General features: G+C 37.0%; 23 protein-coding genes. 16 read left to right on the top strand and 7 right to left on the bottom strand.

The genetic code is table 11. The features are described 5' to 3' along the window. Nucleotides 1–11: 11 nt before the first annotated feature. From IGL80_RS11540 to IGL80_RS11530, 3 genes are all read right to left on the bottom strand, one after another. Nucleotides 12–1,040 (bottom strand): peptidylprolyl isomerase, encoded by a 1,029-nt coding sequence (locus tag IGL80_RS11540; RefSeq protein ID WP_002355524.1) that lies wholly within the window; start codon nucleotides 1,038–1,040, stop codon nucleotides 12–14. A gap of 163 nt (nucleotides 1,041–1,203) precedes the next feature. Then, nucleotides 1,204–1,548: a YtxH domain-containing protein gene (locus tag IGL80_RS11535; protein WP_002355526.1), complete on the bottom strand. Its 345-nt coding sequence runs from the start codon at nucleotides 1,546–1,548 to the stop codon at nucleotides 1,204–1,206. Further along, nucleotides 1,549–1,974, bottom strand: coding sequence for an HIT family protein (locus tag IGL80_RS11530; RefSeq protein ID WP_002358677.1), 426 nt, complete (start codon nucleotides 1,972–1,974; stop codon nucleotides 1,549–1,551). Between the two features lie 215 nt (nucleotides 1,975–2,189). Between IGL80_RS11530 and IGL80_RS11525 the strand changes: the two genes are divergently transcribed. The 4 genes from IGL80_RS11525 to trmB all read left to right on the top strand — a co-directional run bounded on the left by IGL80_RS11525 (nucleotide 2,190) and on the right by trmB (nucleotide 5,765). Then, nucleotides 2,190–2,927: an ABC transporter ATP-binding protein gene (locus IGL80_RS11525; RefSeq protein ID WP_002363160.1), complete on the top strand. Its 738-nt coding sequence runs from the start codon at nucleotides 2,190–2,192 to the stop codon at nucleotides 2,925–2,927. Between the two features lies 1 nt (nucleotide 2,928). Next, a complete protein-coding gene (locus IGL80_RS11520; RefSeq protein WP_002358678.1) occupies nucleotides 2,929–4,140 on the top strand; it encodes an ABC transporter permease in 1,212 nt (403 codons plus the stop codon). Between the two features lie 128 nt (nucleotides 4,141–4,268). Further along, nucleotides 4,269–5,048, top strand: a complete 780-nt coding sequence (locus IGL80_RS11515) for a phosphotransferase family protein (RefSeq protein ID WP_002355531.1) — start codon at nucleotides 4,269–4,271, stop codon at nucleotides 5,046–5,048. Between the two features lie 72 nt (nucleotides 5,049–5,120). Next, nucleotides 5,121–5,765 carry a tRNA (guanosine(46)-N7)-methyltransferase TrmB gene (gene trmB, locus IGL80_RS11510; RefSeq protein ID WP_002355532.1) on the top strand — a complete coding sequence of 215 codons (645 nt, stop codon included), beginning with the start codon at nucleotides 5,121–5,123 and terminating at the stop codon, nucleotides 5,763–5,765. 59 nt (nucleotides 5,766–5,824) lie between these two features. Here the strand turns inward: trmB and IGL80_RS11505 are convergent, their stop codons facing one another. Further along, on the bottom strand, nucleotides 5,825–6,571 hold the full coding sequence (locus IGL80_RS11505) for a MurR/RpiR family transcriptional regulator (RefSeq protein ID WP_002363162.1): 747 nt from the start codon (nucleotides 6,569–6,571) through the stop codon (nucleotides 5,825–5,827). 178 nt (nucleotides 6,572–6,749) lie between these two features. Here IGL80_RS11505 and pfkB point away from each other — a divergent pair, with 178 nt between their 5' ends. From pfkB to bph, 5 genes are all read left to right on the top strand, one after another. Further along, on the top strand, nucleotides 6,750–7,676 hold the full coding sequence (gene pfkB, locus IGL80_RS11500) for a 1-phosphofructokinase (RefSeq protein WP_002355534.1): 927 nt from the start codon (nucleotides 6,750–6,752) through the stop codon (nucleotides 7,674–7,676). Between the two features lie 4 nt (nucleotides 7,677–7,680). Next, nucleotides 7,681–9,099, top strand: coding sequence for a PTS fructose transporter subunit IIC (locus tag IGL80_RS11495; RefSeq protein ID WP_002355535.1), 1,419 nt, complete (start codon nucleotides 7,681–7,683; stop codon nucleotides 9,097–9,099). Between the two features lie 26 nt (nucleotides 9,100–9,125). Further along, the gene (locus tag IGL80_RS11490; RefSeq protein WP_002358680.1) at nucleotides 9,126–9,587 is read left to right on the top strand and encodes a fructose PTS transporter subunit IIA; all 462 of its coding nucleotides are present in this window, start codon (nucleotides 9,126–9,128) and stop codon (nucleotides 9,585–9,587) included. Further along, nucleotides 9,584–10,561, top strand: coding sequence for a tagatose-bisphosphate aldolase (lacD, locus tag IGL80_RS11485; RefSeq protein WP_002358681.1), 978 nt, complete (start codon nucleotides 9,584–9,586; stop codon nucleotides 10,559–10,561). The genes IGL80_RS11490 and lacD overlap by 4 nt, the downstream gene beginning before the upstream one ends. A gap of 188 nt (nucleotides 10,562–10,749) precedes the next feature. Continuing rightward, nucleotides 10,750–11,283, top strand: a complete 534-nt coding sequence (gene bph / locus IGL80_RS11480; RefSeq protein ID WP_002355538.1) for a biofilm phosphatase Bph — start codon at nucleotides 10,750–10,752, stop codon at nucleotides 11,281–11,283. 87 nt (nucleotides 11,284–11,370) lie between these two features. On the opposite strand, the gene IGL80_RS11475 is transcribed toward bph, so the two are convergent. Continuing rightward, nucleotides 11,371–11,802: a GNAT family N-acetyltransferase gene (locus IGL80_RS11475; protein ID WP_002358682.1), complete on the bottom strand. Its 432-nt coding sequence runs from the start codon at nucleotides 11,800–11,802 to the stop codon at nucleotides 11,371–11,373. 75 nt (nucleotides 11,803–11,877) lie between these two features. Between IGL80_RS11475 and IGL80_RS11470 the strand changes: the two genes are divergently transcribed. The 6 genes from IGL80_RS11470 to IGL80_RS11445 all read left to right on the top strand — a co-directional run bounded on the left by IGL80_RS11470 (nucleotide 11,878) and on the right by IGL80_RS11445 (nucleotide 18,812). Then, nucleotides 11,878–13,092, top strand: coding sequence for an AI-2E family transporter (locus IGL80_RS11470; RefSeq protein WP_002384914.1), 1,215 nt, complete (start codon nucleotides 11,878–11,880; stop codon nucleotides 13,090–13,092). A gap of 174 nt (nucleotides 13,093–13,266) precedes the next feature. Further along, nucleotides 13,267–14,646 (top strand): hemolysin family protein, encoded by a 1,380-nt coding sequence (locus IGL80_RS11465; RefSeq protein WP_002363168.1) that lies wholly within the window; start codon nucleotides 13,267–13,269, stop codon nucleotides 14,644–14,646. Nucleotides 14,647–14,819: 173 nt separating this feature from the next. Further along, nucleotides 14,820–16,394 carry a peptide chain release factor 3 gene (locus IGL80_RS11460; protein ID WP_002355543.1) on the top strand — a complete coding sequence of 525 codons (1,575 nt, stop codon included), beginning with the start codon at nucleotides 14,820–14,822 and terminating at the stop codon, nucleotides 16,392–16,394. Nucleotides 16,395–16,568: 174 nt separating this feature from the next. Next, entirely contained in the window at nucleotides 16,569–17,012 is a 444-nt protein-coding gene (locus tag IGL80_RS11455) for a DUF3290 domain-containing protein (protein ID WP_002355544.1), read from the top strand. A 15-nt stretch (nucleotides 17,013–17,027) separates the two neighbouring features. Further along, on the top strand, nucleotides 17,028–17,675 hold the full coding sequence (locus tag IGL80_RS11450; RefSeq protein WP_002355545.1) for a DUF421 domain-containing protein: 648 nt from the start codon (nucleotides 17,028–17,030) through the stop codon (nucleotides 17,673–17,675). 66 nt (nucleotides 17,676–17,741) lie between these two features. Further along, nucleotides 17,742–18,812 (top strand): hypothetical protein, encoded by a 1,071-nt coding sequence (locus IGL80_RS11445; protein ID WP_002358683.1) that lies wholly within the window; start codon nucleotides 17,742–17,744, stop codon nucleotides 18,810–18,812. Nucleotides 18,813–18,853: 41 nt separating this feature from the next. On the opposite strand, the gene IGL80_RS11440 is transcribed toward IGL80_RS11445, so the two are convergent. Then, nucleotides 18,854–19,168, bottom strand: a complete 315-nt coding sequence (locus IGL80_RS11440; RefSeq protein ID WP_002355547.1) for a DUF1827 family protein — start codon at nucleotides 19,166–19,168, stop codon at nucleotides 18,854–18,856. Nucleotides 19,169–19,362: 194 nt separating this feature from the next. Then, entirely contained in the window at nucleotides 19,363–21,603 is a 2,241-nt protein-coding gene (locus IGL80_RS11435; protein ID WP_002386935.1) for an ATP-dependent Clp protease ATP-binding subunit, read from the bottom strand. Nucleotides 21,604–21,904: 301 nt separating this feature from the next. Here IGL80_RS11435 and IGL80_RS11430 point away from each other — a divergent pair, with 301 nt between their 5' ends. Further along, nucleotides 21,905–22,096 (top strand): hypothetical protein, encoded by a 192-nt coding sequence (locus IGL80_RS11430; protein WP_002366170.1) that lies wholly within the window; start codon nucleotides 21,905–21,907, stop codon nucleotides 22,094–22,096. Nucleotides 22,097–22,193 lie beyond the last annotated feature (97 nt).

Below are 22,193 nucleotides of genomic sequence, written 5' to 3'. Positions count from 1 at the left end.
CTTTTTTATGCTTATTTAGAAGAAGATTCTGTTGTTTTGCTTGAAGAATCTGTTGCTTTTTCAGAGTCGCTTGTTTTGGTATCACTTGTTTTAGAATCACTTGATTTTGATTCTTTTTTCTCTGAAGAAGCGCTTGAAGATTCAGTTTGCATGTAGCCTGCTAAAGCGTTCTTGAAGGCATCATCTTTAATTTTCACATTGGCCGCTTTTAATTCGTCACTAATGACTTTCGAAACAAATGTTTGATCGGCTAATTTTGTTTCTTCAGCAATTTTCTTGATCTCTTTTTCATAAGGTTTCATGTCATTGCCTTTTGCTTTGTTTTTCGTCATTTTCACTACATAGTAGGTTGTTTGGTAGGTTTGCATATTTGTTGCAGCAATTGGTTCTGATACTTCGCCATCTTTTAATTTGAAGGCAGCTTCTTTAACTTCGGCAGGAACAGTTGTTGCTTGTGAATCAAATTTAATTTTACCGCCATCTTTTTTCGTAGCAGCATCTGTTGATTTTTCTTTAGCAATTTTTGTGAAATCGCCGCCGTCAGTGATTTCTTTCTTGACAGCTTTGGCATCATCTTCTGAAGCAACTTGGATAATTTGTGCTTCTACTTCTGGATGGAAACTTGCCCAAGCTGTTTTTAAGTCTTCATCTGTAATTTTTAAGTGGGCTTTTAGACCTGCATCATAGGCTGCTCTTTGTTTTAACTGTTTCTTGAATGTTTTTTCAGTTAAACCAGCTTGTTTTAATGCATCAGAGAACTTTCCACCTTGTGCTTCTACTTGTTCTTTGGCTTCGTCAAAGTTTTTTTGAATATCTTTGTCAGTTACTTTGTCGCCATATTTTTCTTCAAAGACTTTATAAATAACCATTTGGCTAAACGCTTGTTGGCTAGTGCTTTGTTCTTTAATTTGGTTATAAAAATCATCAACAGTAATTGTTGAACCTTTCATTGTTGCGATATCTTTTGAACCGCTTGAACACGCTGCTAAACTAAAAACGGCCATTGCGCCCGCTGCAGCTAAGATTAGTTTTTTCTTCATTCTCTTATGCACTCCTGTTTTTTTTAGTTTTATTTCTGTTATAACTATACCATACCTTATTTTGAAAAAGAAAGAGTCTCAGGCATAGTTTCAAACAAAATTCGTATTTACGTCACACTTTTTATTTTTTTAATAACAAAAGAAATAATTAACATAAAAGACTTTACTTTTGCTTGTTGGTTTGTGTGTCAGGTAATTCAGCCGTGATTTTGGCAATTTGTTCTTTAATTTGAGCAATCCGAGGTTCCGCTTGGAATTTGAAATCAGTGATTTCTTGTTGCAGGTCTTTTGAAAATTCAGTTGCCAGTGGAACGTTTTCTTCGACAACTGCCAAATTTCGTTGCACTTGATCCCAGTCATTCGTGACTTGATTTTTTAGTGAACGATAGTCCTCTAGCTCATTGATTAAATGTTGGCGTGTTTCTTTCCCGCTTCTTGGAGCAGCCAACAAGCCGCCAATGGTACCAGCAGCTGCGCCAAAAAAGAGACCTTTAATAAATTTTTTCATTTAGTTCACCTGCTTTGCAATGGTCTCAGCAATTTCTTGCATCGCTTCGGCGGAATAGTCCTCTTGATGGTTGCCAAAATGAATAGAGAAATCATCTTTTTTTGAATAACGGGGAATCAAATGAACGTGGGAATGGAAAACGGATTGATAAGCCACTTCCTTATTGTTATTTAAAATGTTTAATCCTTCCATTTCTGGAAAAGCTTTTTCTAATGCTCGTGCTACTTTAGGAATACGAGCAAAGACGTCGCTTGCTAAAACGTCATTATATTCAAAAATATCAGCAACGTGTTGTTTTGGAATCATTAAGGTATGCCCTTTGGTCACTTGTGTAATGTCTAAAAACGCGTAGACTTTCTCGTCTTCATAGACTTTATAACTTGGGATTTCGCCGTTGATAATTTTACAAAAAATACAATCATTCATGAAAAATTCCTCTTTTCTCTAGATTCTTTCCTTTACTTTACCACAAGTTGATTTCTCTGTGGATGAAAAAGTACGTGAGTTCTCTAAAAAGTTCGTTTCATTTCGTGTATAATAAGAGAAAGAAAAAAATCCATTTAATTAAGGGAGTAATTTTTGAATTCTTGGTTCGCTTAGGGTTTAATAATGGTAGAGAGAAAAGGTTGGAGGCAAAAGAAATGAGCTTAACAATTGAACATTTAACAGGAGGTTACGGCCATATTCCTGTCTTAAAAGATATTAATTTTGACGTCAAGTCTGGTGAAATGGTTGGTTTAATTGGCTTGAATGGTGCGGGGAAAAGTACCACCATCAAAAATATTATTGGGTTACTTACGCCGCAAAAAGGCAAAATTATGATTGACGGGGAAACATTGCAACAAGCTCCTGAAGAATATCGTAAAAAAATCGGGTATATTCCGGAAACACCTTCTTTATATGAAGAATTAACATTGAAAGAGCATATCGAAGTAACGGCCTTGGCTTATGATATTCCATTAGAAGAAGCGTTCAAACGAGCAGAACCATTACTAAAAACGTTCCGTTTAGACAATAAATTGGAATGGTTTCCTGCTAATTTTTCAAAAGGCATGAAACAAAAAGTCATGGTACTTTGTGCATTCTTAATTGAACCGAGTTTATATATTATTGATGAACCTTTTCTAGGCTTAGATCCTTTAGCAATTCATGCTTTATTAGAATTAATGGATACGATGCGTAAGCAAGGGGCAGCGATTTTAATGTCCACGCATATTTTAGCAACAGCTGAAAAATATTGTGATCGTTTTGTGGTGCTACACGAAGGGAAATTACGGGCAAACGGTACAATGGCTGAATTACGTGCAGAATTTAATTTACCAGAGTCTTCTTTAGATGATATTTATCTTGCCTTGACGAAGGAAGAAAAGGTGGGGTAACATGGGCGAATTTTTTAGTCAACGTTTGTCACGGCATTTCAAAAAAATGTCCAAGTACTTGCGCTATATTTTAAATGATCATTTTGTTTTAGTCTGTATGTTTTTATTAGGCGGATTAGGTCTGTACTATTCCCAGTTGTTAAAAGAATTACCTCGTGATTTTGTTTGGGGCAGACCGTTAATTCTATTGGGCTGGCTGCTACTCATTCAAGTTGGTAAGTTGGCTACTCTGACAGAAGAGCCCGACAAGGTGTTTTTATTACCAAAAGAAAAACAATTCGCTGCTTATCTGAAACGAGCGCTGCGCTACTCTTTACTTTTACCGACTGTGGTCAGCTTTCTAGGAAGTGGCCTATTGATGCCGTTGATTGTAGTCACAACAGGTTGGTCGTTTCAAACCTTCTTTTTATTTTTGGTCATGCTAGTTTGTATGATTTATACACATCTTAGTTTACAAAGCTATGGGCTCTATCATCTTTCGTCAACCACTTACCGTAGTTGGTGGTTTGTTTGGTTGATCAGTAGTCTCTTGATTATGACGGGAGCTATTTACTGGACGCCTTGGGTTGGTGTGATTGGTGGCATCATTCTGGCCGTTTGTTTATCGAGTATTTGGCAAAATAAGATGAAACAGAGTTTCTTGGATTGGGAAAAAATGATCCAAAAAGAACAAAACAGAATGCATAGAATTTATAAATTCATTCAGCTGTTTACAGATATTCCTGAAGTGAGTAGTACAGTGAAACGCCGTAAATACTTAGATCCTCTCCTCGGAGTAGTCAAAAAAACATCTGAGAACACGTATGCTTACTTATTCATTCGGAGCTTTTTACGAGGTAGCGAATATAGCGGCTTATTGTTTCGTTTGATTTTGGTTGGTGGCGTGCTACTCTTCTTTTTACAAGAATTCTGGATTGCGTTGGTAGTTGCTTTATTGTTTGTCTATTTAATCGGGTTCCAGTTGATTCCCATGTACACGCAATTTGATTATATGGTGATGACACAGTTATATCCAATTTCAATAGAAAAAAAACAAGCAGCGATTCGCCGGTTAATTAGCGGCGCATTATCTGTTGCGGCCATTATTTTTGGTGGGATTGTCTGCCTTCGTTTAGGCAGTTTGCAAAATAGCTTGATCATTCTGGGTACCTTAATTGTAGAAGTTGTGATTTTCACTAAAATGTATGTTCCAATGCGCTTGAATAAGTTATAAAGATGAGAAAACCCAGCAAAATTTACAAAAGAACCACATAGAAGCTTGACGAAGCAAGGTTTGGCGACTAAAATGGTAATTGCTGTAAAAATTGCAATAAAATTGTGTTGAGATAGGAGATAATTTCCATGGAATTTCAGTTGGATAAAGACTGGCGTCTGCAGCCGATAAAGGGCGCAACTGGTCAAACATACATGGGAATAAAAGAAACAGAGAAAGTGTTCATTAAACGAAACACTTCTCCACTTCTTGCAGCATTGTCTAAAGAAGGGTTAGCCCCGAAGATGATTTGGACAAAGCGGACAGCGAATGGCGACGTACTAACAGCCCAAGAATGGCTGGAAGGACGTTTATTACATGCGGACGAAATTGGCAAACGCAATGACGTGATTGACGTGTTATACCAATTGCATCATTCCAATTTGCTGAAAGACATGTTGAAAAAAATTGGTGGCGAAGTTTGTACCCCGCTAACAATGTTGAAAGAGTATAAGCGTCAACTACCTAAAGAATTAAAACGAAACAGTTATTTAAAAGAAGTAATCACTTATTTATATAATCATTTACCAGAATATCCAGAGACTAGTTATGTAGCTGTCCACGGCGATGTGAATCATCGGAATTGGTTAGTCTCGAATAATTATCTCTATTTAGTAGATTGGGATTCTGTGATGGTCGCGGACCCAGCGGTAGATTTAGGAATGATTTTGAGTCATTATGTCCCTCGTTCCGGCTGGAATCAATGGTTACTATCTTATGGTTTAATCCCGAATGAAAGTACGGTTCAACGAATTTATTGGTATGGTTTATTTAGCTTTTTACAAGAGATAGTTCGTCATCACCAAGAGGGCGAAAGAAGAGCAATGACTGCAGAAATTTTACAATTAAAACGAATGTTTAGTAGTTAAACTAATTCATTTAACATCCACACAGGCTGGCGAATTTCACCAGTCTGTTTTTAAAAGAAAGGAATTTTAAATATGCGTGTAAGAAATAGACCCGGAGCAGCAGAATATATGGCAAAATATCCACAATATGTGGTAGAAGGTCCTGAAAAATGGCAAGGGAAATGGCAAGAACGTTTTGGCAATAATCATCCCATCCACATTGAAATTGGTTCAGGTAAAGGTCGTTTTATTTATGAAATGGCTAAAGCACATCCTGAAATTAATTATATTGGTATCGATATGCAATTAAGTATTTTATCGATTGCATTAGATAAGCTAGTGGCCGAGCCGTTACCTAATCTACAGTTATTGCGAGTAGACGGCGAAGCATTAACAGAATATTTTGCTGAAAATGAAGTAGATTTAATCTATTTAAATTTTTCAGATCCTTGGCCAAAGAAAAAACATGAAAAACGTCGTTTAACGTATAAAAACTTTTTAGCGACAGATGAAATTATTTTAAAACCAAATGGAGAAATTCATTTTAAAACGGATAATCAAGGGCTCTTCGAATACTCATTAAGTAGCTTTTCTAAATATGGCATGATTATTGAACGTGTGTGGCTAGATTTGCATAATAGCGAGTTTGAAGGCAACATTATGACAGAATACGAAGAAAAATTTTCTAGTCGTGGTCAACGAATTTATCGAGTAGAAGCACGTTTTGTTGCAAAATAAAAACAAGCATTCCTTTATTTTAAGTGAAGGAATGCTTGTTTTTTATTATTTAAGAAAGCCTAAGTTGTCGTTCTTAAAGCATAGGCGTCCAATAAAATTCTTGCCAGAATGGATAATGGTAACCGTGAACGCACTTCATAATCGGGGAAAAAGGAGCCTTCTGATTTGAAACCTACGAACGGAATTTCAATGTATTTCATTAAACTAGAGTGTTTGCTTGCAGTTAAAAGGATAGTCCCAATTTCTGAGTCGTAACAGTTTTTACCAGCGACAACTAATTCTTGGGTTTCTCCGTTTAAAGAAACAAAAAGAGCCACATCTTTTTTTGATAACTTTTTACTAATATTTTTAATAATTTCTGGGTCCGTATGCAGTTCACAGTATTTGCCAGCCAATTGAAACTTAACCATCATTTCCTGAGCAATTAATTCTGAAAAACCTCTAGCAAAGATAATAATCCGTCGAGAAGCCTTGATTTTTTGGATCGCATCTTCGATATTACCAATTTCAATCATGTTAATCGTGCGAGTTACTTCTTCTTCATTCTTTAAAATGGCTGTCCGAATTCCTCGGTCTACTTTTTCTAATGCTGAAAAATTTATATTTTGGTTTTCTTTATCTTTCAAGTGATGCTTGAAGGATGTGAAACCTTCATAGCCTTTCTTTTTCATGGTTCTTACAATCGTCGCAGTTGATACGTTGGCTCGTTCGCTTAATTTTACAATGGAATAATCAGGGATTTCTAAAATATGTGTTTCGATAAAATGCCAGAGATATTGCTCTGATTCACTCAATTTTTGTTCCATAATGACCAGCCCTTCTTTCTTTCACTAAAAAAACATTTATAAGCCTATTTTTAATGAAAAAAAATAAAAAAGCTAGAGAAATTATGAAATTGTAAATGTTTTCTATATTTTTGCGAAAGAATGAAAACCTTTACATGGTATTTTGAGACATAATAAAGAGGAGAAAGGAGGAACTACAGTGACTATTTATACATGTACATTAAATTTAGCCATTGATTTATTTATCGAAACAGAAGAGCTAGTTCCTTTTGTCGTGAATCGCACGAAGGAAGATGATATTCAAGCAAACGGGAAAGGAGTCAATGTTTCCCTAATTTTAAAGATGTTAGGGATTGATAATACCGCTTTGGGAGTCAAAGCTGGTTTCACTGGGAACTATGTCGAGGATTATTTAAAAGAAAAAGAGATAACCACTGATTTTATCGAAGTCGCTGGCACAACGAGAATCAATGTGTTTACAAAAGTTACCCAAGATCAAAAGGAATACAAATTAGTCAATAAAGGACCAAAATTATCTGAAGAACATGTACAACGTTTTTTGAAAAAAATTTCAGAGTTACGTAAAGGGGATTATTTGTGCGTATCAGGAAGTTTACCACAAGGGGTTTCGCCAAGTATTTTGATTGAAATTAGCCGAATTTGTTTTGAAAAACAGGTGTTCTTAATCTTAGACAGTAGTTATGAAGAAATTTTAGATTGTTTGCCTTATCAACCATTTTTATTGAAACCAAATGAAGAAGAACTTCAAGAGTGGTTTCATACAGAAGTGCAGACTAAGGATGATTACATTTTTTACGGACAAGAATTACTGAAGCGGGGAGCCAAAAATATTTTACTTTCTTTAGGTAGTGAAGGGGCTTTATTTATGAACAATGAAAAGGTTCTTTCAGGTAATTCACCAACTGGAATGGTTGTAAATACAGCTTGTTCAGGGGATGCAATGTTAGGTACCTTTTTAGCTGGCTGGCATCAAGGACTTTCATTGGAAAAAAATTTAAAAAGAAGTATTGCAGCAGGTAGTTCAACAGCATTTCGCAAAGGATTGACAGATTTTTCAGATGTTCAGGAGTTAGAGCAACAAATAAAGATTCAAGAGGAGGAATAAACAGATGGCTACGTATCAATTAATAGCTGCTACAGGTTGTCCGACGGGAATAGCGCACACGTATATGGCACAGGAGGCATTGGAACAAGCTGCGAAACGTAAAGGTATTACGATTAAGGTTGAAACACATGGTCAGATTGGTATAGAAAACGAGTTAACACCTGCAGAAATCCAAGGAGCGGAGGCAGTAATTATTGCCGCCGACAAAGACGTTCAAGCAGAACGTTTTGCTGGGAAACGAATTATTGATGTCCCTGTCAGTGTGGGGATTAAAGAAGCAGATCGCTTAATTGAAGAAGCGCTCGCAGGAAAAGGATCGATTGCGGCCGAAAACCAAGCAGTGGATGAACTTGAACAGGAAACACAAATTTCTTCAGGAAATGTTGGACATAGTATTTATAAAAACTTAATGAATGGCGTCTCTCACATGTTGCCGTTTGTAGTAGCAGGCGGCGTTTTAATTGCTCTTTCTTTTGCTATTTGGGGCATTTATTCATTTGATCCAGAAAGTAGTCAGTATAATGCTACCGCTGCTATGTTAAAAAGTATTGGTGATGCCTCAATGGGCATGATGGTGCCAATCTTATCTGCGTATATCGCAGAGGGGATTGCCAAACGACCTGGTTTGGTTGTGGGCTTTGTCGGTGGTTTGATTGCTAACACTGGTGGTACTGGCTTTTTAGGAGGGATATTATCTGGTTTCCTTGCTGGGTATTTCATTCTTTTATTACAGAGAGTATTTAAAGGTTTGCCTAAATCATTAGATGGTTTAAAAGCAATTTTCCTTTATCCAGTCATTGGCGTTGCAGTTATTGGTATCACTATGTCTTTATTAGCAGATCCGATGAAAGCTGTTAACGAAGGAATGATGAGCTTTTTAGCTAGTTTCCAAAACTCCAGTCCGTTGGTTTTAGGAATTATTGTGGGTTGTATGTGTGCCTTTGATATGGGAGGTCCAGTTAATAAAGCGGCCTATGTTACTGGGACGGCACTCTTAGCTCAAGGAAATACTTCTTTTATGGCAGGAGTTTCTGCTGCCTGCATAGCGCCACCTTTAATTACAGGCTTTGCTACATTATTCTTTGGAAAATACTTTGACACAAATGAACGCAATGCGGGGCTAGTGAACTTTATTTTAGGCTCCACACATATTACAGAAGGCGCTATTCCGTTTGCGGCAAAAGACCCATTGAAGGTTTTACCAATTATGATGCTCGGATCTTCAATTGCGGCAGTCCTAACGTATATGTTTGGGGTACAAGTGCCAGCACCTCATGGAGGATTTCTTGTTTTACCAGTTGTTACTCACGCTGTTCAATGGGTTCTGGCAATTTTAGCTGGTTCATTGGTAGGTGGCTTATTGCTAGGTTTTGTACAAAAAAGTAGAATCGCCAAACAAGAGCAATCGTTATCAAAAAAATGAAATAACAGGAATTAGGAGTGGATGGAATGGCTTTTATTAAAGAAAATCATATTTTTTTAAATCAACAGTTACAAACGCAAGAGGATGTTTTTCACTTTTTAGCAAAAAAATCAACAGAATTGGAAGTTGCTCAGGACGCACAGGAAGTTTTCGATAAACTGAACGAGCGAGAACAAGAAGGAACAACGGGGATGATGAATGGATTTGCGATACCTCATGCAAAAGCAGCAACGATTCAACAAGCGGCCATTATCATCGTTACCTTGGACCAAGGTGTTGAGTGGCAGAGCCTTGACAACCAATTAACGGAGTTTGTGATTGCGCTGTTTATTCCAGATGCCGAAGCTGGCACGACACATTTGAAATTACTCTCTTCCGTTGCGCGCCTCCTATTAAGAGAAGAAGTTACTTCTGGACTGAAACAAGCAAGTTCGCCAGCTGAAATTGCTACGTTACTAAATAATCAATTAGGAGAGGGAACAGAATGAAAAAAATTAGTGAACAAAAACGTAAACATTTAGAAAATCTGGTAGATGATCAAGGAATTATTGGAGCACTAGCCATTGATCAACGTGGGGCCTTAAAACGCATGATGGGAAAATACAAAGAGGTGACTGCGCAAGAAATCAGTGACTTTAAAGTATTAGTATCTCGTTGCTTAACACCAGAGACTTCAGCAATTTTGTTGGATCCAGAATATGGCCTAGCTGCTGCTGAAAATCGAGCACAGACTTCAGGTTTGTTACTTGCGTATGAAAAAACGGGCTACGATGCTTCGACACCAGGACGGTTACCCGATAGTCTTGATGTTTGGTCGGTTAAGCGTTTAAAAGAAGCGGGCGCAGACGCGTGTAAATTTTTACTTTACTACGATGTTGACGAAAGTGAAGCAATCAATGAACGAAAGAAAGCTTATATAGAACGGATTGGTTCAGAGTGTTTAGCCGAAGAAATTCCATTCTTTTTAGAAATTGTCTCTTATGATGCAAACAATTCGGATAGTGCTTCAAAAGAATACGCTAAAGTAAAACCGCACAAAGTAATTGAAGCGATGAAAGAATTTTCAAAGGATCGCTATAATGTTGATGTTTTAAAAGTAGAAGTCCCTGTGAACATGAATTTTGTAGAAGGTTTTGGCACTGAAAGTCTTTATAGCCAAGATGAAGCGCAGGCTTTTTTCAACATGCAAAGTGAAGCAACACAACTTCCATTTATTTTCTTGAGTGCAGGGGTTAGTGCTACGATGTTTCAGGAAACATTGAAATTTGCAAAAAAAGCAGGTTCCTCGTTTAATGGAGTCTTATGTGGTCGCGCAACTTGGGCAGACGGCGTGCTTCCATTTGTTCAACAAGGTTCAGAAGCAGCCGTTGCGTGGCTTGAAACAACTGGTAAAACAAATGTTGACGAATTAAATCAGGTTTTAAGAGAGAGCGCAGTATCAGTCTTTGAAAAAATCCAGTAATTAAGCTGAAAATATTTACTGAATTTGAACTAATTGGTCATCTGAATTAAATTTTTTCAGAAATCGTCTTCTTTAAGTGAACTCAATGTACGCAAACTCAAAAGATATGATATAATTATTTCGATATCGATGTATGAACACCCAAAAAGTAACATTGCTTTACTTTATTTGGGGAAAGTTGGGGTATTATGGGAATTCCTAAAGAAGGCGAGTTTGTAACCATTCAGAGTTATAAACATGACGGACATTTACATCGAACGTGGCGTGATACGATGGTACTAAAAACGAGCGAGTATTCTTTAATTGGTGTGAACGATCACACGTTAGTAACGGAATCCGACGGACGTCGGTGGGTGACTCGTGAACCAGCCATTGTTTATTTTCACAAGAAATATTGGTTCAATATAATAGCAATGATTAGAGAAAAGGGGGTTTCGTATTACTGCAATCTGGCTTCGCCATATGTTTTAGATGACGAAGCGTTGAAGTATATTGATTATGATTTAGATATCAAGGTTTTTCCAGATGGTGAAAAACGTTTACTAGACGTTGATGAATATGAATTTCATAGCAAACTAATGGATTATCCAGAAGATATTGACTTCATTTTAAAAGAAAATGTCAAGACTTTAGTGGATTGGATTAATAACGAAAAAGGCCCCTTCTCGCCCGAATATGTAGATATCTGGTATCAACGTTATCAACAGCTATCAAAAAAATAGCCGATGTAAACAGCCCACAAAAGGAGCTTGGAGCATTAGCCAAAATGGCTAATGCTCCAAGCTCTAAATTTTCCGATTTAATTGGTGTTATAGTTCTTTATTCATTTCGTAGTGTTCAATGCCAGCATCCATAAAAGGTGCTCCTGTTTTTTGATAACCTAAACGTTCATAGAATCCTACAGCGGTGACTTGTGCTCCTAGAGTAATCTTGTGGTAGCCTTGTTCTTTGGCAAAATTTTCCGCCGCTTCCATAATCACTCGTCCATAGTCGGCGCCACGGTAAGCTTTTTCAACGGCCATTCGTTGTAATTTCATAACGCCATTTTCTAGTGGAAGCAAGCGACAAGTTGCGACAGCTACATGATCCGTGTACAAAACAAAGTGAATACAACGTGCTTCATATTCATCGATTTCCATCTCTTCTGGTACCCCTTGTTCCGCTACGAATACGCGTTGACGAAGCCGGACAGCATCTAAATAAAGATCACTCATGGTATCTTTTGTTTGAGCTACATGCATAGAAAAACCCCCAAGTTCAGAATCTGTTTCTATTTTATTATACCACGAAAAAGTTCTAGCAATGAAGTATTCTCAATGACTGAGGGGGGAAGGTGTGATAAAATAAAACAGCAACAATTGAATAAAAATAAAGGAGGAGCCGCTGTGATTAATCGATTTAAAGAATCGAAATTATTTTTCTGGTCAGTTGAATTACTTGTCGTGGCCATGCTATTATTTATTGCTTCGAAAATTAATTTCTTATTTGCACCGATTGGGACATTCTTTTCAACGTTGTTTGCCCCAGTCTTAGTAGCAGGCTTTTTGTATTATTTACTAAATCCTGTGGTCAATCTACTAATGAAGACGAAAATGAAACGAATTTATGCCGTCTTACTGGTATTTTTATTACTAATCATCGCATTAGTTCTGATCTTATTAACAATTATCCCTAAGTTGGCAGATCAGCTAGCTAGTTTAGCATCAAGTATGCCGGATTTCTTTAAACAAGTGGAGACCTGGATTTATGAGATTGCGGAGTTACCTATTTTTAAACAAATTGATTTAACAAGCTATATTGAAAAAATGGATATTTCTTATGCAAATATTATCCAACAATTTTTAAGTAGTTTATCAAGTAGCTTAGGTTCAATCGTATCAACGGTGGCGTCAACCACCATTGTTTTGGTCACTGCGCCATTTATTTTATTTTATATGTTAAAAGATGGAGATAAGCTAGTACCAGCGATTCAACGTTTTTTACCTGAGAAAAGAAAAGATGATATCGTGGATCTTTTAGGACAATTGAACCAAACCTTATCCAGTTATATTAGTGGGCAAGCGATTGAATGTTTATTTGTCGGTACATTTACGATTATTGGGTATTCATTGCTTGGCGTTCGTTATGCCTTTTTATTTGGTGTCATTGCCGGCTTTACGAATTTGATTCCCTATCTAGGCCCTTATCTAGGATTAGCGCCTGCTGTCTTAGTGACCATCTTTAATGAACCCGTCAAAGCAGCCTTATGTTGTTTAGTAGTGCTAGTGGTTCAACAATTGGACGGAAATATTATTTATCCAAACGTTATCGGAAAATCTCTAAAAATCCATCCATTAACGATTATTTTAATTTTATTGGTAGCAGGAAATTTAGCAGGTTTGCTAGGTATTTTCCTCGGTGTCCCATTTTACGCAATCTGCCGGACCATTATCTACTATGTTATTGATATGGTCAAAGCGGGTCGTAGTGAAAAAGTTACCAATGCTGTTCTTTTAGGGAATGAAACAAATACGAAAGAAAATAACGGTTAATGATTGAATCCGCTAATCTTTCGTGCTATGATTTTATGGATTAGGATAGAAAATAACCTGTCATAATACTGATTGTGTCTGTTTCTAAGCCTAACCATAAAAAGAGGAAGAACGTTAAAAGAGTACGAAAGTACAGCCTCGGAATTATCAACAATTAAGGAGAGAGAGAACATTATGAATAATGCTGACCCTGAGAGTCAGTCGCTAATTGCGCAACTTCTATTATTAGTCGTGTTGACGTTTATCAATGCCTTTTTGGCAGCGGCGGAAATTGCAGTCGTATCTGTTAACAAGAATCGTGTGGAACAAAAAGCGGAAGACGGCGACGCAAAAGCTCAAAAATTGCTTAAGGTATTGCAAGACCCCAATAACTTTTTATCCACAATCCAAGTAGGGATTACTTTGGTTAATATCCTATCTGGTGCTTCATTAGCAGAGACTTTATCTAGTCGTTTGGCCCCTGTATTAGGTGGCGGCGCCGCAGCTAAGAGTCTTGCCAGTATCATTATCTTAGCATTGTTAACGTACGTTTCTATTGTATTTGGTGAATTATACCCTAAACGAATTGCTATGAATAAATCAGAAGAAGTCGCTCAATTGACTTCTGGTGCAGTCCGCTTTTTAGGAGTTATCGCGCGTCCCTTCGTTTGGTTGCTATCGGCTTCGACCGATTTATTATCCAAAATCACACCAATGACTTTCGATGATGCCGATTCGAAGATGACACGAGATGAAATGCGCTACATGCTTGAAACAGAAGGTGTTTTGGAAAACGAAGAACTAGAAATGCTACAAGGTGTCTTTTCATTAGATACAAAAGTGGCACGAGAAGTAATGGTTCCTCGGACAGACGCATTCATGGTTGACATCCAAGATGATGTCCAAGAAAACATCAATTTAATTTTAGGAGAAAATTATTCTCGGATTCCTGTTTATAGTGAAGACAAAGATAAAATTGTTGGTATTTTACATACCAAAACGTTACTAAAAGCTGCACGTAATTTAGGCTTTGAAAACATTGAATTAGGCGCGATTATCCAAGAACCATTATTTGTCCCAGAAACCATTTTTATTGATGATTTACTTTATGAGTTAAAACGAACACAAAACCAAATGGCGATTTTACTAGATGAATATGGCGGTGTTGTCGGTTTAGCAACACTAGAAGATTTACTAGAAGAAATCGTTGGTGAAATTGACGATGAAACAGATGAAGTAGAAAATTTATATACACAAGTGGCTGACAATGAATATTTGGTTCAAGGACGCATGTTAATTGACGAATTTAATGAAGTATTTGAAACAGATTTACACATGAGCGATGTTGATACAATGGCAGGTTACTTAATTACAGCATTAGGAACCATTCCTGATGAAGGGGAAAAACCTTCTTTTGAAGTGGGCAATATTAAGTTAACTGCTGAAGAAATGGAAGGCACACGTTTGCTAGTCTTACGCGTTCATTTCTACGATGAAGAAACTGTCGATGAAGAACCAGAAGAAAATCGTCGTTTTTTCCGTAAAGAAATGGAAGATGACGAACCAAGACGTTAAAAATAACCTGTGACATCAGTCGTTTTGACTAATGTCGCAGGTTTTCCTTTTAAAAAACAGCCAACAGCAGCTCTTTATTCTCAAGGCTTGACATGATATACTAGCAAAGGTTAATCAAAAATTATGCTGAAGAAAATAAATAAATAAACATCACAAGTGATAAGGAGATTTTTATGACGATCAATCAAAAAGAAGCAGTCGATAGTCGCCGTACGTTTGCGATTATTTCCCATCCGGATGCTGGGAAAACAACGATTACTGAACAATTATTATTATTTGGGGGCGCCATCCGCCAAGCTGGAACCGTCAAAGGGAAAAAAACAGGGAACTTTGCCAAATCTGACTGGATGGAAATTGAAAAACAACGGGGAATTTCGGTAACGAGTTCTGTGATGCAATTTGACTATCAAGACAAACGGATTAATATCTTGGACACCCCAGGGCATGAGGATTTCTCAGAGGATACGTATCGGACCTTAATGGCCGTGGATAGTGCTGTGATGGTTATTGATAGTGCCAAAGGGATTGAAGCACAAACGAAAAAACTTTTCCAAGTTGTTAAAAAACGTGGTATTCCAATTTTTACTTTTATTAACAAATTGGACCGTGACGGACGGGAACCATTGGAACTTTTAGAAGAATTGGAAGAACTATTGGATATTGAATCTTACCCAATGAACTGGCCAATTGGTATGGGAAAAGGCCTAGAAGGTCTATACGATATTTATAATGAACGTGTGGAATTATATCGTCCAGAAAATAATGGTGGGGAGCGTTTTATTCCTTTAAAAGATGGCGATATCCCAAGCGATTTACCATTGCACAATAACAGCGTTTATCAACAAGTGTTGGAAGATGTTGAGTTATTGGTAGAAGCAGGCGATGAATTTAGCGAGGAAAAAATCGCTCGTGGTGATCAAACGCCAGTCTTCTTCGGTTCTGCTTTGACAAACTTTGGGGTTCAAACATTTTTAGAAACCTTCTTACAATTTGCGCCTGCGCCACATGCGCATAAAACAGAAGAGGGTGGCGAAGTAAGTCCTTACGAAAAAGAATTTTCAGGCTTTGTCTTTAAAATTCAAGCGAATATGAACCCAGCCCATCGTGATCGAATTGCCTTTGTTCGAATTTGTTCAGGTGTTTTTGAAAGAGGCATGGACGTGACTTTAGGTAGAACAGGCAAAAAAGTCAAATTAAGTAACGTGACACAATTTATGGCGGATGCCCGCGAAAACGTCACAGAAGCTGTTGCAGGCGATATTATCGGTGTGTATGACACAGGAAATTACCAAATTGGCGATACTTTGTATGAAGGGAAAATGAATGTTCAATACGAAGAGTTGCCGTCATTTACCCCTGAATTATTCATGAAAGTGACTGCCAAAAACGTAATGAAACAAAAATCTTTCCATAAAGGAATTTACCAACTGGTTCAAGAAGGAGCCATTCAATTATACAAAACATATTTAACGGAAGAATATATCATTGGCGCCGTAGGTCAATTGCAGTTTGAAGTTTTCCAATACCGAATGTCTAATGAATACAATGCTGAAGTGGTAATGACGCCAATGGGTTCTAAAATTGCCCGCTGGATTAATCCAGAAGATTTAGATGAACGCATGAGCTCTAGCCGAAACATTTTGGCACGGGACCGTTTCGATCAACCATTGTTCTTATTTGAAAACCAATTTGCGGAACGCTGGTTTGCGGATAAATATCCAGATGTTGAACTGAAAAGTTTGATGTAAAATTAATTTGTAATCAATCAGTAGCTGAATCTTTAGAAGATTGAAGCTCGGCGCAGTCATTCTCAAGATGATTGCGCTGAGCTTTTCTTGTTATAAGGTATTAAAGCAGGCGTGATTGTTTTTTTTGAGATAGAATACTTATTATAACGAACCTATCAAGGAGTGGACAAGAACATGAATTTTTATGGCATCGAGTATTTAAAAAGCCAATCTAATTTAAATGATTACTTAAAGTATTTTTTTATTTTTGCTTTGTTAATCGGGCTAGTCATTGTGTTTAGTTTTTATGTGCGACATCAAATTCAAACGAAATATCGTGAATTAAGTATTATTATTTTTTTATCATTATTATTTGTTTTAGGGGTTCAATATTCCAATTATCAACTGAACCAAAATCAGCATTCACAATCTTCACAAATGGTACATTTTGTCGAACAAGTGGCACAGGAAAAAAAGGTTTCTCCAGAAAAAGTTTATGTCAATGGTACACAATTGGCTGACGGAACCATAGTTAAAATTGACGAAGTCTTTTATAAAATGAGTTTAAGTACGGATCAGCAGTCTTATACATTACAAGAAACGTATTTATTAACACCAACGATTGAAATCATAAAGTAAAGTGAGGGAAAATTAATGCAGTTTTATAGTCCAATTATTATTAAATTTGCTTTAGGTATTATTTGTTTAATTGTCCAAATTAATTTGATGGGAAAAGGCAATTTGGCGCCCACATCGGCTATGGACCAAGTGCAAAACTATGTATTGGGGGGCATTATTGGTGGTGTTATTTATAATGATTCAATTACGGTGCTCCAATTTGTATTAGTGTTAATTTTGTGGACATTATTAGTCTTAATTTTAAAATTTGCAAAAGAACACAATCGCTATGTGAAGCAAATTGTGGATGGTAAACCCATTACTTTAATCAAGGATGGACAGGTTGTGGTGAAGGAATGTTTGAAAAATGGTATTTCTGCAAATGATCTAATGTTTAAATTACGAGCAAATGGTATTTATGAAGTCCAGCTTGTTAAACGGGCTGTTTTAGAACAAAATGGTCAATTAACAATCGTCGAATATGGCGATGAAAGTATTCGTTATCCGATTATTGTGGACGGTCAAGCCAACATGGATGTCCTAGAGTTAATCAAAAAAGATGAGCACTGGCTATTAACGCAAATCCAAGAACAAGGATTCCAAAGATTACAGGAAATCTATTTAGGTGAGTATTTATCTGGACAGTTAAGTTTATCGCCGTATGAAGAAAAAACGATTTCTTAGCTATACTTTTCATTCTACTTATATTAAAATTAAATGGTAATTCAATGAGTTTTAAAAGGAGGAAAAATGAAAACTAAAAAGATAGTTGTCGGGTTATTTTGTTCAATGATTATTTTAATGGGGTGCCAACCAGATCAACGAACTGAAAAAATGAAAGAAAGTACTGAAGCAGAAGCAGTCCAAGTAACGAGTGGTGCCTCGGCAGCCACTAATGCCACTTCTGTAAAGCAGGAGGAGCAGACAAACACGAATGATCAACCGAAGGAGAGTGCTGCCAAAGTGAGTTATGAGCGTAATGGACATACCTTTGAAGTTGATGCTGTTTCTGGCGCTACAGTAGAAGCTAATAATGGACAATCAGGAATTAGTCCAGAAGAAAAAGCCCAGAAGATGTATTGGTCAGGTCGTCCAGAAATCGGTGAAGTTCAAGGGGATTATTATCATCATGAAGTCGTGTTTGATGGCGGCTATACGGCTTTAATTGATGTCGTTGTTAAGGATCAACAAATTCAGTTAGTGGAATTTGATGAACGTGGACCTAAAAACTATTATTCTGAAGAATGGGCAGGAGTGACAAAACGTTTATCCGGCTATGCAAATTTTCAAGCGAACAACGCCCGAACCGATCAATCGTTAGTGACCGTTGTTAATACGATGACTTTTTTAGAAAATCAAATGGTTACCGAAAATCGTCTAGATGGCGCCTTCCAGACAGCCAAAGGGCAATCCAATAGCGCTAATAATGGCTATCTTCCTGCTGCTAGGGCTTTAGCCAAGGAAATCAAAGAACCTTCAAAAGAACATTATGCAAGTCTAACAGAAGATTTTGGGGAGGGGCTTTCTGGACGTTTAACTGTTATTACGTTAAAAGATTCAGGGAAAATAACCGATCTTCGTTATGATGAATATTTTGCAGATACAGAAGAAGAGATTAAAGATGCGAAACTGAAGGCTTATTCTCGCCAATCAAAATATTTTTCTAAAGATTATGCTCAAAAATCGGGAGAAAATTTCAAAAAAGAAGTAGATGACTTAAGAAAAAAAGCAATCGAGGAAAATAAATTAGTCAGTCCGACAAATGAGGAAGCCTGGTCGGAAAATTATCAAAGGCTTGTAAAAAAAATAACGTCACAATAAATTAAAAAAATGCCGAAGTGGGGAAACTTCGGCATTTTTTTTTAGTTTTCCATGAGGGAAACTTTTAATGGAACAGACACTTCGGTCACATGGTTTAACTCAATGATAGAAATTTCATCTGGGTCATAAGCCTCTTTAGGTAATCGTTTTAACAGTTTTGCTAAAATTTCTTTTACTTCTGTCGGACGAATGCGACGATTTTTATTCATAATCAGAACTTCCACATGGTGAGCTGCTTCTGAATAGACAGCGGTCGTGTTTCCTGCTGAGTAGACTTTTACAAAGTAAGCATCCGTGTTTTCCAATTGTTTATTTACTAATTGTTTGTAGCTATTGGTCACATTCACTAATTTCATTTTATCACCTCATTATAGTTGTGTGCTGCAAAAGAGCGTTTCCAATTATGTACAGGAGTTCCAGATTGAATTTTTTCTATGAGGAACAAGTATACGAATATCTTTCTTCTATTATAGTTTTTTTTGATGAAAATAAAAAGTGAAAAGCATAAAAAAATCCGCACGCATTGTTATTAATGCGTGTGGATTTTTGATTATTCTGCTTGGTCAGATGTTGAAGTTTCTGTTTTAGTCACTTCTTGTGCGCCAGTTACGATAATTTTACCTTCGTTATCTAACGCTGCGACTAATTGATGATTTTCAGGATGATCTAGATAGTATTCAGCAATGCCGTCTTCAATTTGTTCTTGAATTGTTCGACGTAAAGGACGAGCGCCCATTGCAGGATCATAACCTAAATCAACGAGTTTCTCTTTGACTTCTGTTGGAACCTCAATGTGTAATTTTTGTTTAGCTAATAAGCCATTTACTTCTTCTAACATCAAGCTGACAATGTTCATCAGGTTTTCTTTGCTTAATGCTTTGAATTCGATAATACCATCGAAACGGTTAAGGAATTCGGGGGTGAAGAAGTTGTTCAATTGACCTAAAACAGATTTAGTCACACCTTCACGGGCAGCGCCAAAGCCAACGTTGGCTTCCACAGCTCCTGTTCCAGCATTACTTGTCATGATAATGATGGTGTCTTTAAAGCTGACTGTACGACCTTGTGCATCTGTTAAACGACCATCGTCGAGAATTTGTAAAAACATGTGTAAAACATCAGGATGCGCTTTTTCAATTTCATCCAATAAAATTAAACTATAAGGATTACGACGGACTTTTTCTGTGAGTTGTCCAGCTTCGTCATAACCAACATAGCCTGGAGGAGAACCAATCAGTTTAGAAACACTGTGTTTTTCCATATACTCACTCATATCAAAACGAACCATCGAATCTTCTGAACCGAATAGCTCAAAAGCTAATTGTTTTGCTAATTCTGTTTTACCAACGCCTGTTGGCCCAACAAATAAGAAGGAACCAATTGGGCGGTTTTGTTTGCCTAGGCCTACACGATTGCGACGAATCGCTTTAGCTACTTTATCGACGGCATCATCTTGTCCGACAACATGAGCTTTTAAGTCAACAGCTAAATTTTTCAATTGGGTTTGTTCTTTTTCTTTTAAGTCACCGACAGGAATGCCAGTTTTTTGTTCCACAATGGCTTCAATATCTTTTTCAGTGATGACGGGTGTTTCTTCATCGCTGATTTGTTTTTCTTTCATTGCTTGTAATTTATTGATTTGATCACGATAATAAGCCGCTTTTTCAAAATCTTCTTCTGCGGAAGCTTGTTGTTTTTGTTGTTCCGCTTCTGCTAATTTTTTATCAATTGTTTTTGGATCGACGAGTTGGATAGTTAGATTCATTTTTGAACCAGATTCATCTAACAAGTCAATCGCTTTATCTGGTAAAAAGCGATCTTGAATGTAACGGTTGGATAAGTTTGCTGCTGCGTTAATCGCTTCATCTGTATATTTAACATGATGATAATCTTCATAACGTTTTTGCAAACCATGTAAAATTGTTATGGTTTCGGCAACGGTTGGCTCATCTACTTGGACTGGTTGCATCCGACGTTCTAAGGCAGCATCTTTTTCAATAATACGGTACTCATTTAAAGTTGTGGCACCGACTAATTGTAATTCACCACGTGCTAAGGCTGGTTTTAAAATATTGCCAGCATCCATATTGCCATCACCAGCAGCACCAGCACCCACAATTTCATGGACTTCATCAATAAATAAAATGACATTTTCAGCTTCAGTGATTTCTTCAATCAATTTTTGCATCCGTTCTTCAAATTGTCCGCGAATACCAGTTCCTTGAACAAGTGAAACCACATCTAAACGAATGACTTCTTTGTCCAATAATTTTTGGGGCACATCGCCATCGACAATTTTTTGGGCTAAACCTTCGACAACGGCTGTTTTACCAACACCTGGTTCACCGATTAAAACGGGGTTGTTTTTTGTACGGCGATTTAAGATTTCAATGACACGCTTAATTTCTTGATCACGTCCTACCACAGGATCGATATCTCCTTGGCGTGCCGCTTCGGTGATGTTAATCCCATACTCGCCTAGTAAACCTTGACCAGCGCCAGCGCCTCCGCGAGGGGGTTGACCTCCATTACCACCATCACCAAATTGAGTGGGTGGTGTTTGTTGTTCATAAGGATTACCTTGTTGCATTTGGCGAGAAAGAGAACGATATAAATCGTCTAAACTCCCAAAGCCAAAAGGGTCTTGTCCCATATTTTGAGGGGAATTATTTGCTTGATTTTTTAATTTTTGATAGCAGCTTTGGCAATAGTCCAGTTGTTTTCTTTGACCATTCACATTTGCATATAAATGAATTGTTGCTTCATTTTGTTGACAATTTTGACAAATCATTGAATGAAACACATCCTTTCAAAATAACTGAGGCCAGAAAAATAGCTGTTTGCTCTATTATTTCTAGTAAACAGACCATTTTTCCTCAAACCAGCCAAGTACTAGATAGCAAGAATAAATTCTGTCTATAAAACCACTTGACCATTTTTGACCTTTGAGGTTATTATAGCATTTTTTGTAAGAGAATCAAGTAAAAGACCTTGTTTAAAAAAAGGCAAAGATTCGATTTTTTTACAGACAATTGCGCCATTTTCAAGTAAACTATAAGAGTTGATATTTAAGAGAAAGAGTGGTGAAATCAATGGCTGAAAATCCTTTTGTAGAAAAAATTGCTTCATTAAAAGCTGGAGAAATCTCTGAATTAATCGTGGAGCAAAATGAATTTTTCCAATTTCGTGATGCTTGGATTTCTTTGCCTGACCGCGCGGAAATTGTTGGAGAAGCGGGGTTAAATGGACGAATCATTTATCGTTACCAAAAAGAGGAAGAATAGTCAGTGCAAAACATCACGAAATTTAAGCAAAAAGTGTTGTGTAAGATAGAAAAAAATGGTAATCTTAGAAACTGAAAGGGTCTTTTTTCGAGTAGAC

The organism is Enterococcus sp. DIV2467a (assembly GCF_050532945.1).
GTDB lineage: Bacteria > Bacillota > Bacilli > Lactobacillales > Enterococcaceae > Enterococcus > Enterococcus faecalis.
This window is presented reverse-complemented; position numbering and strand designations above follow the sequence as displayed.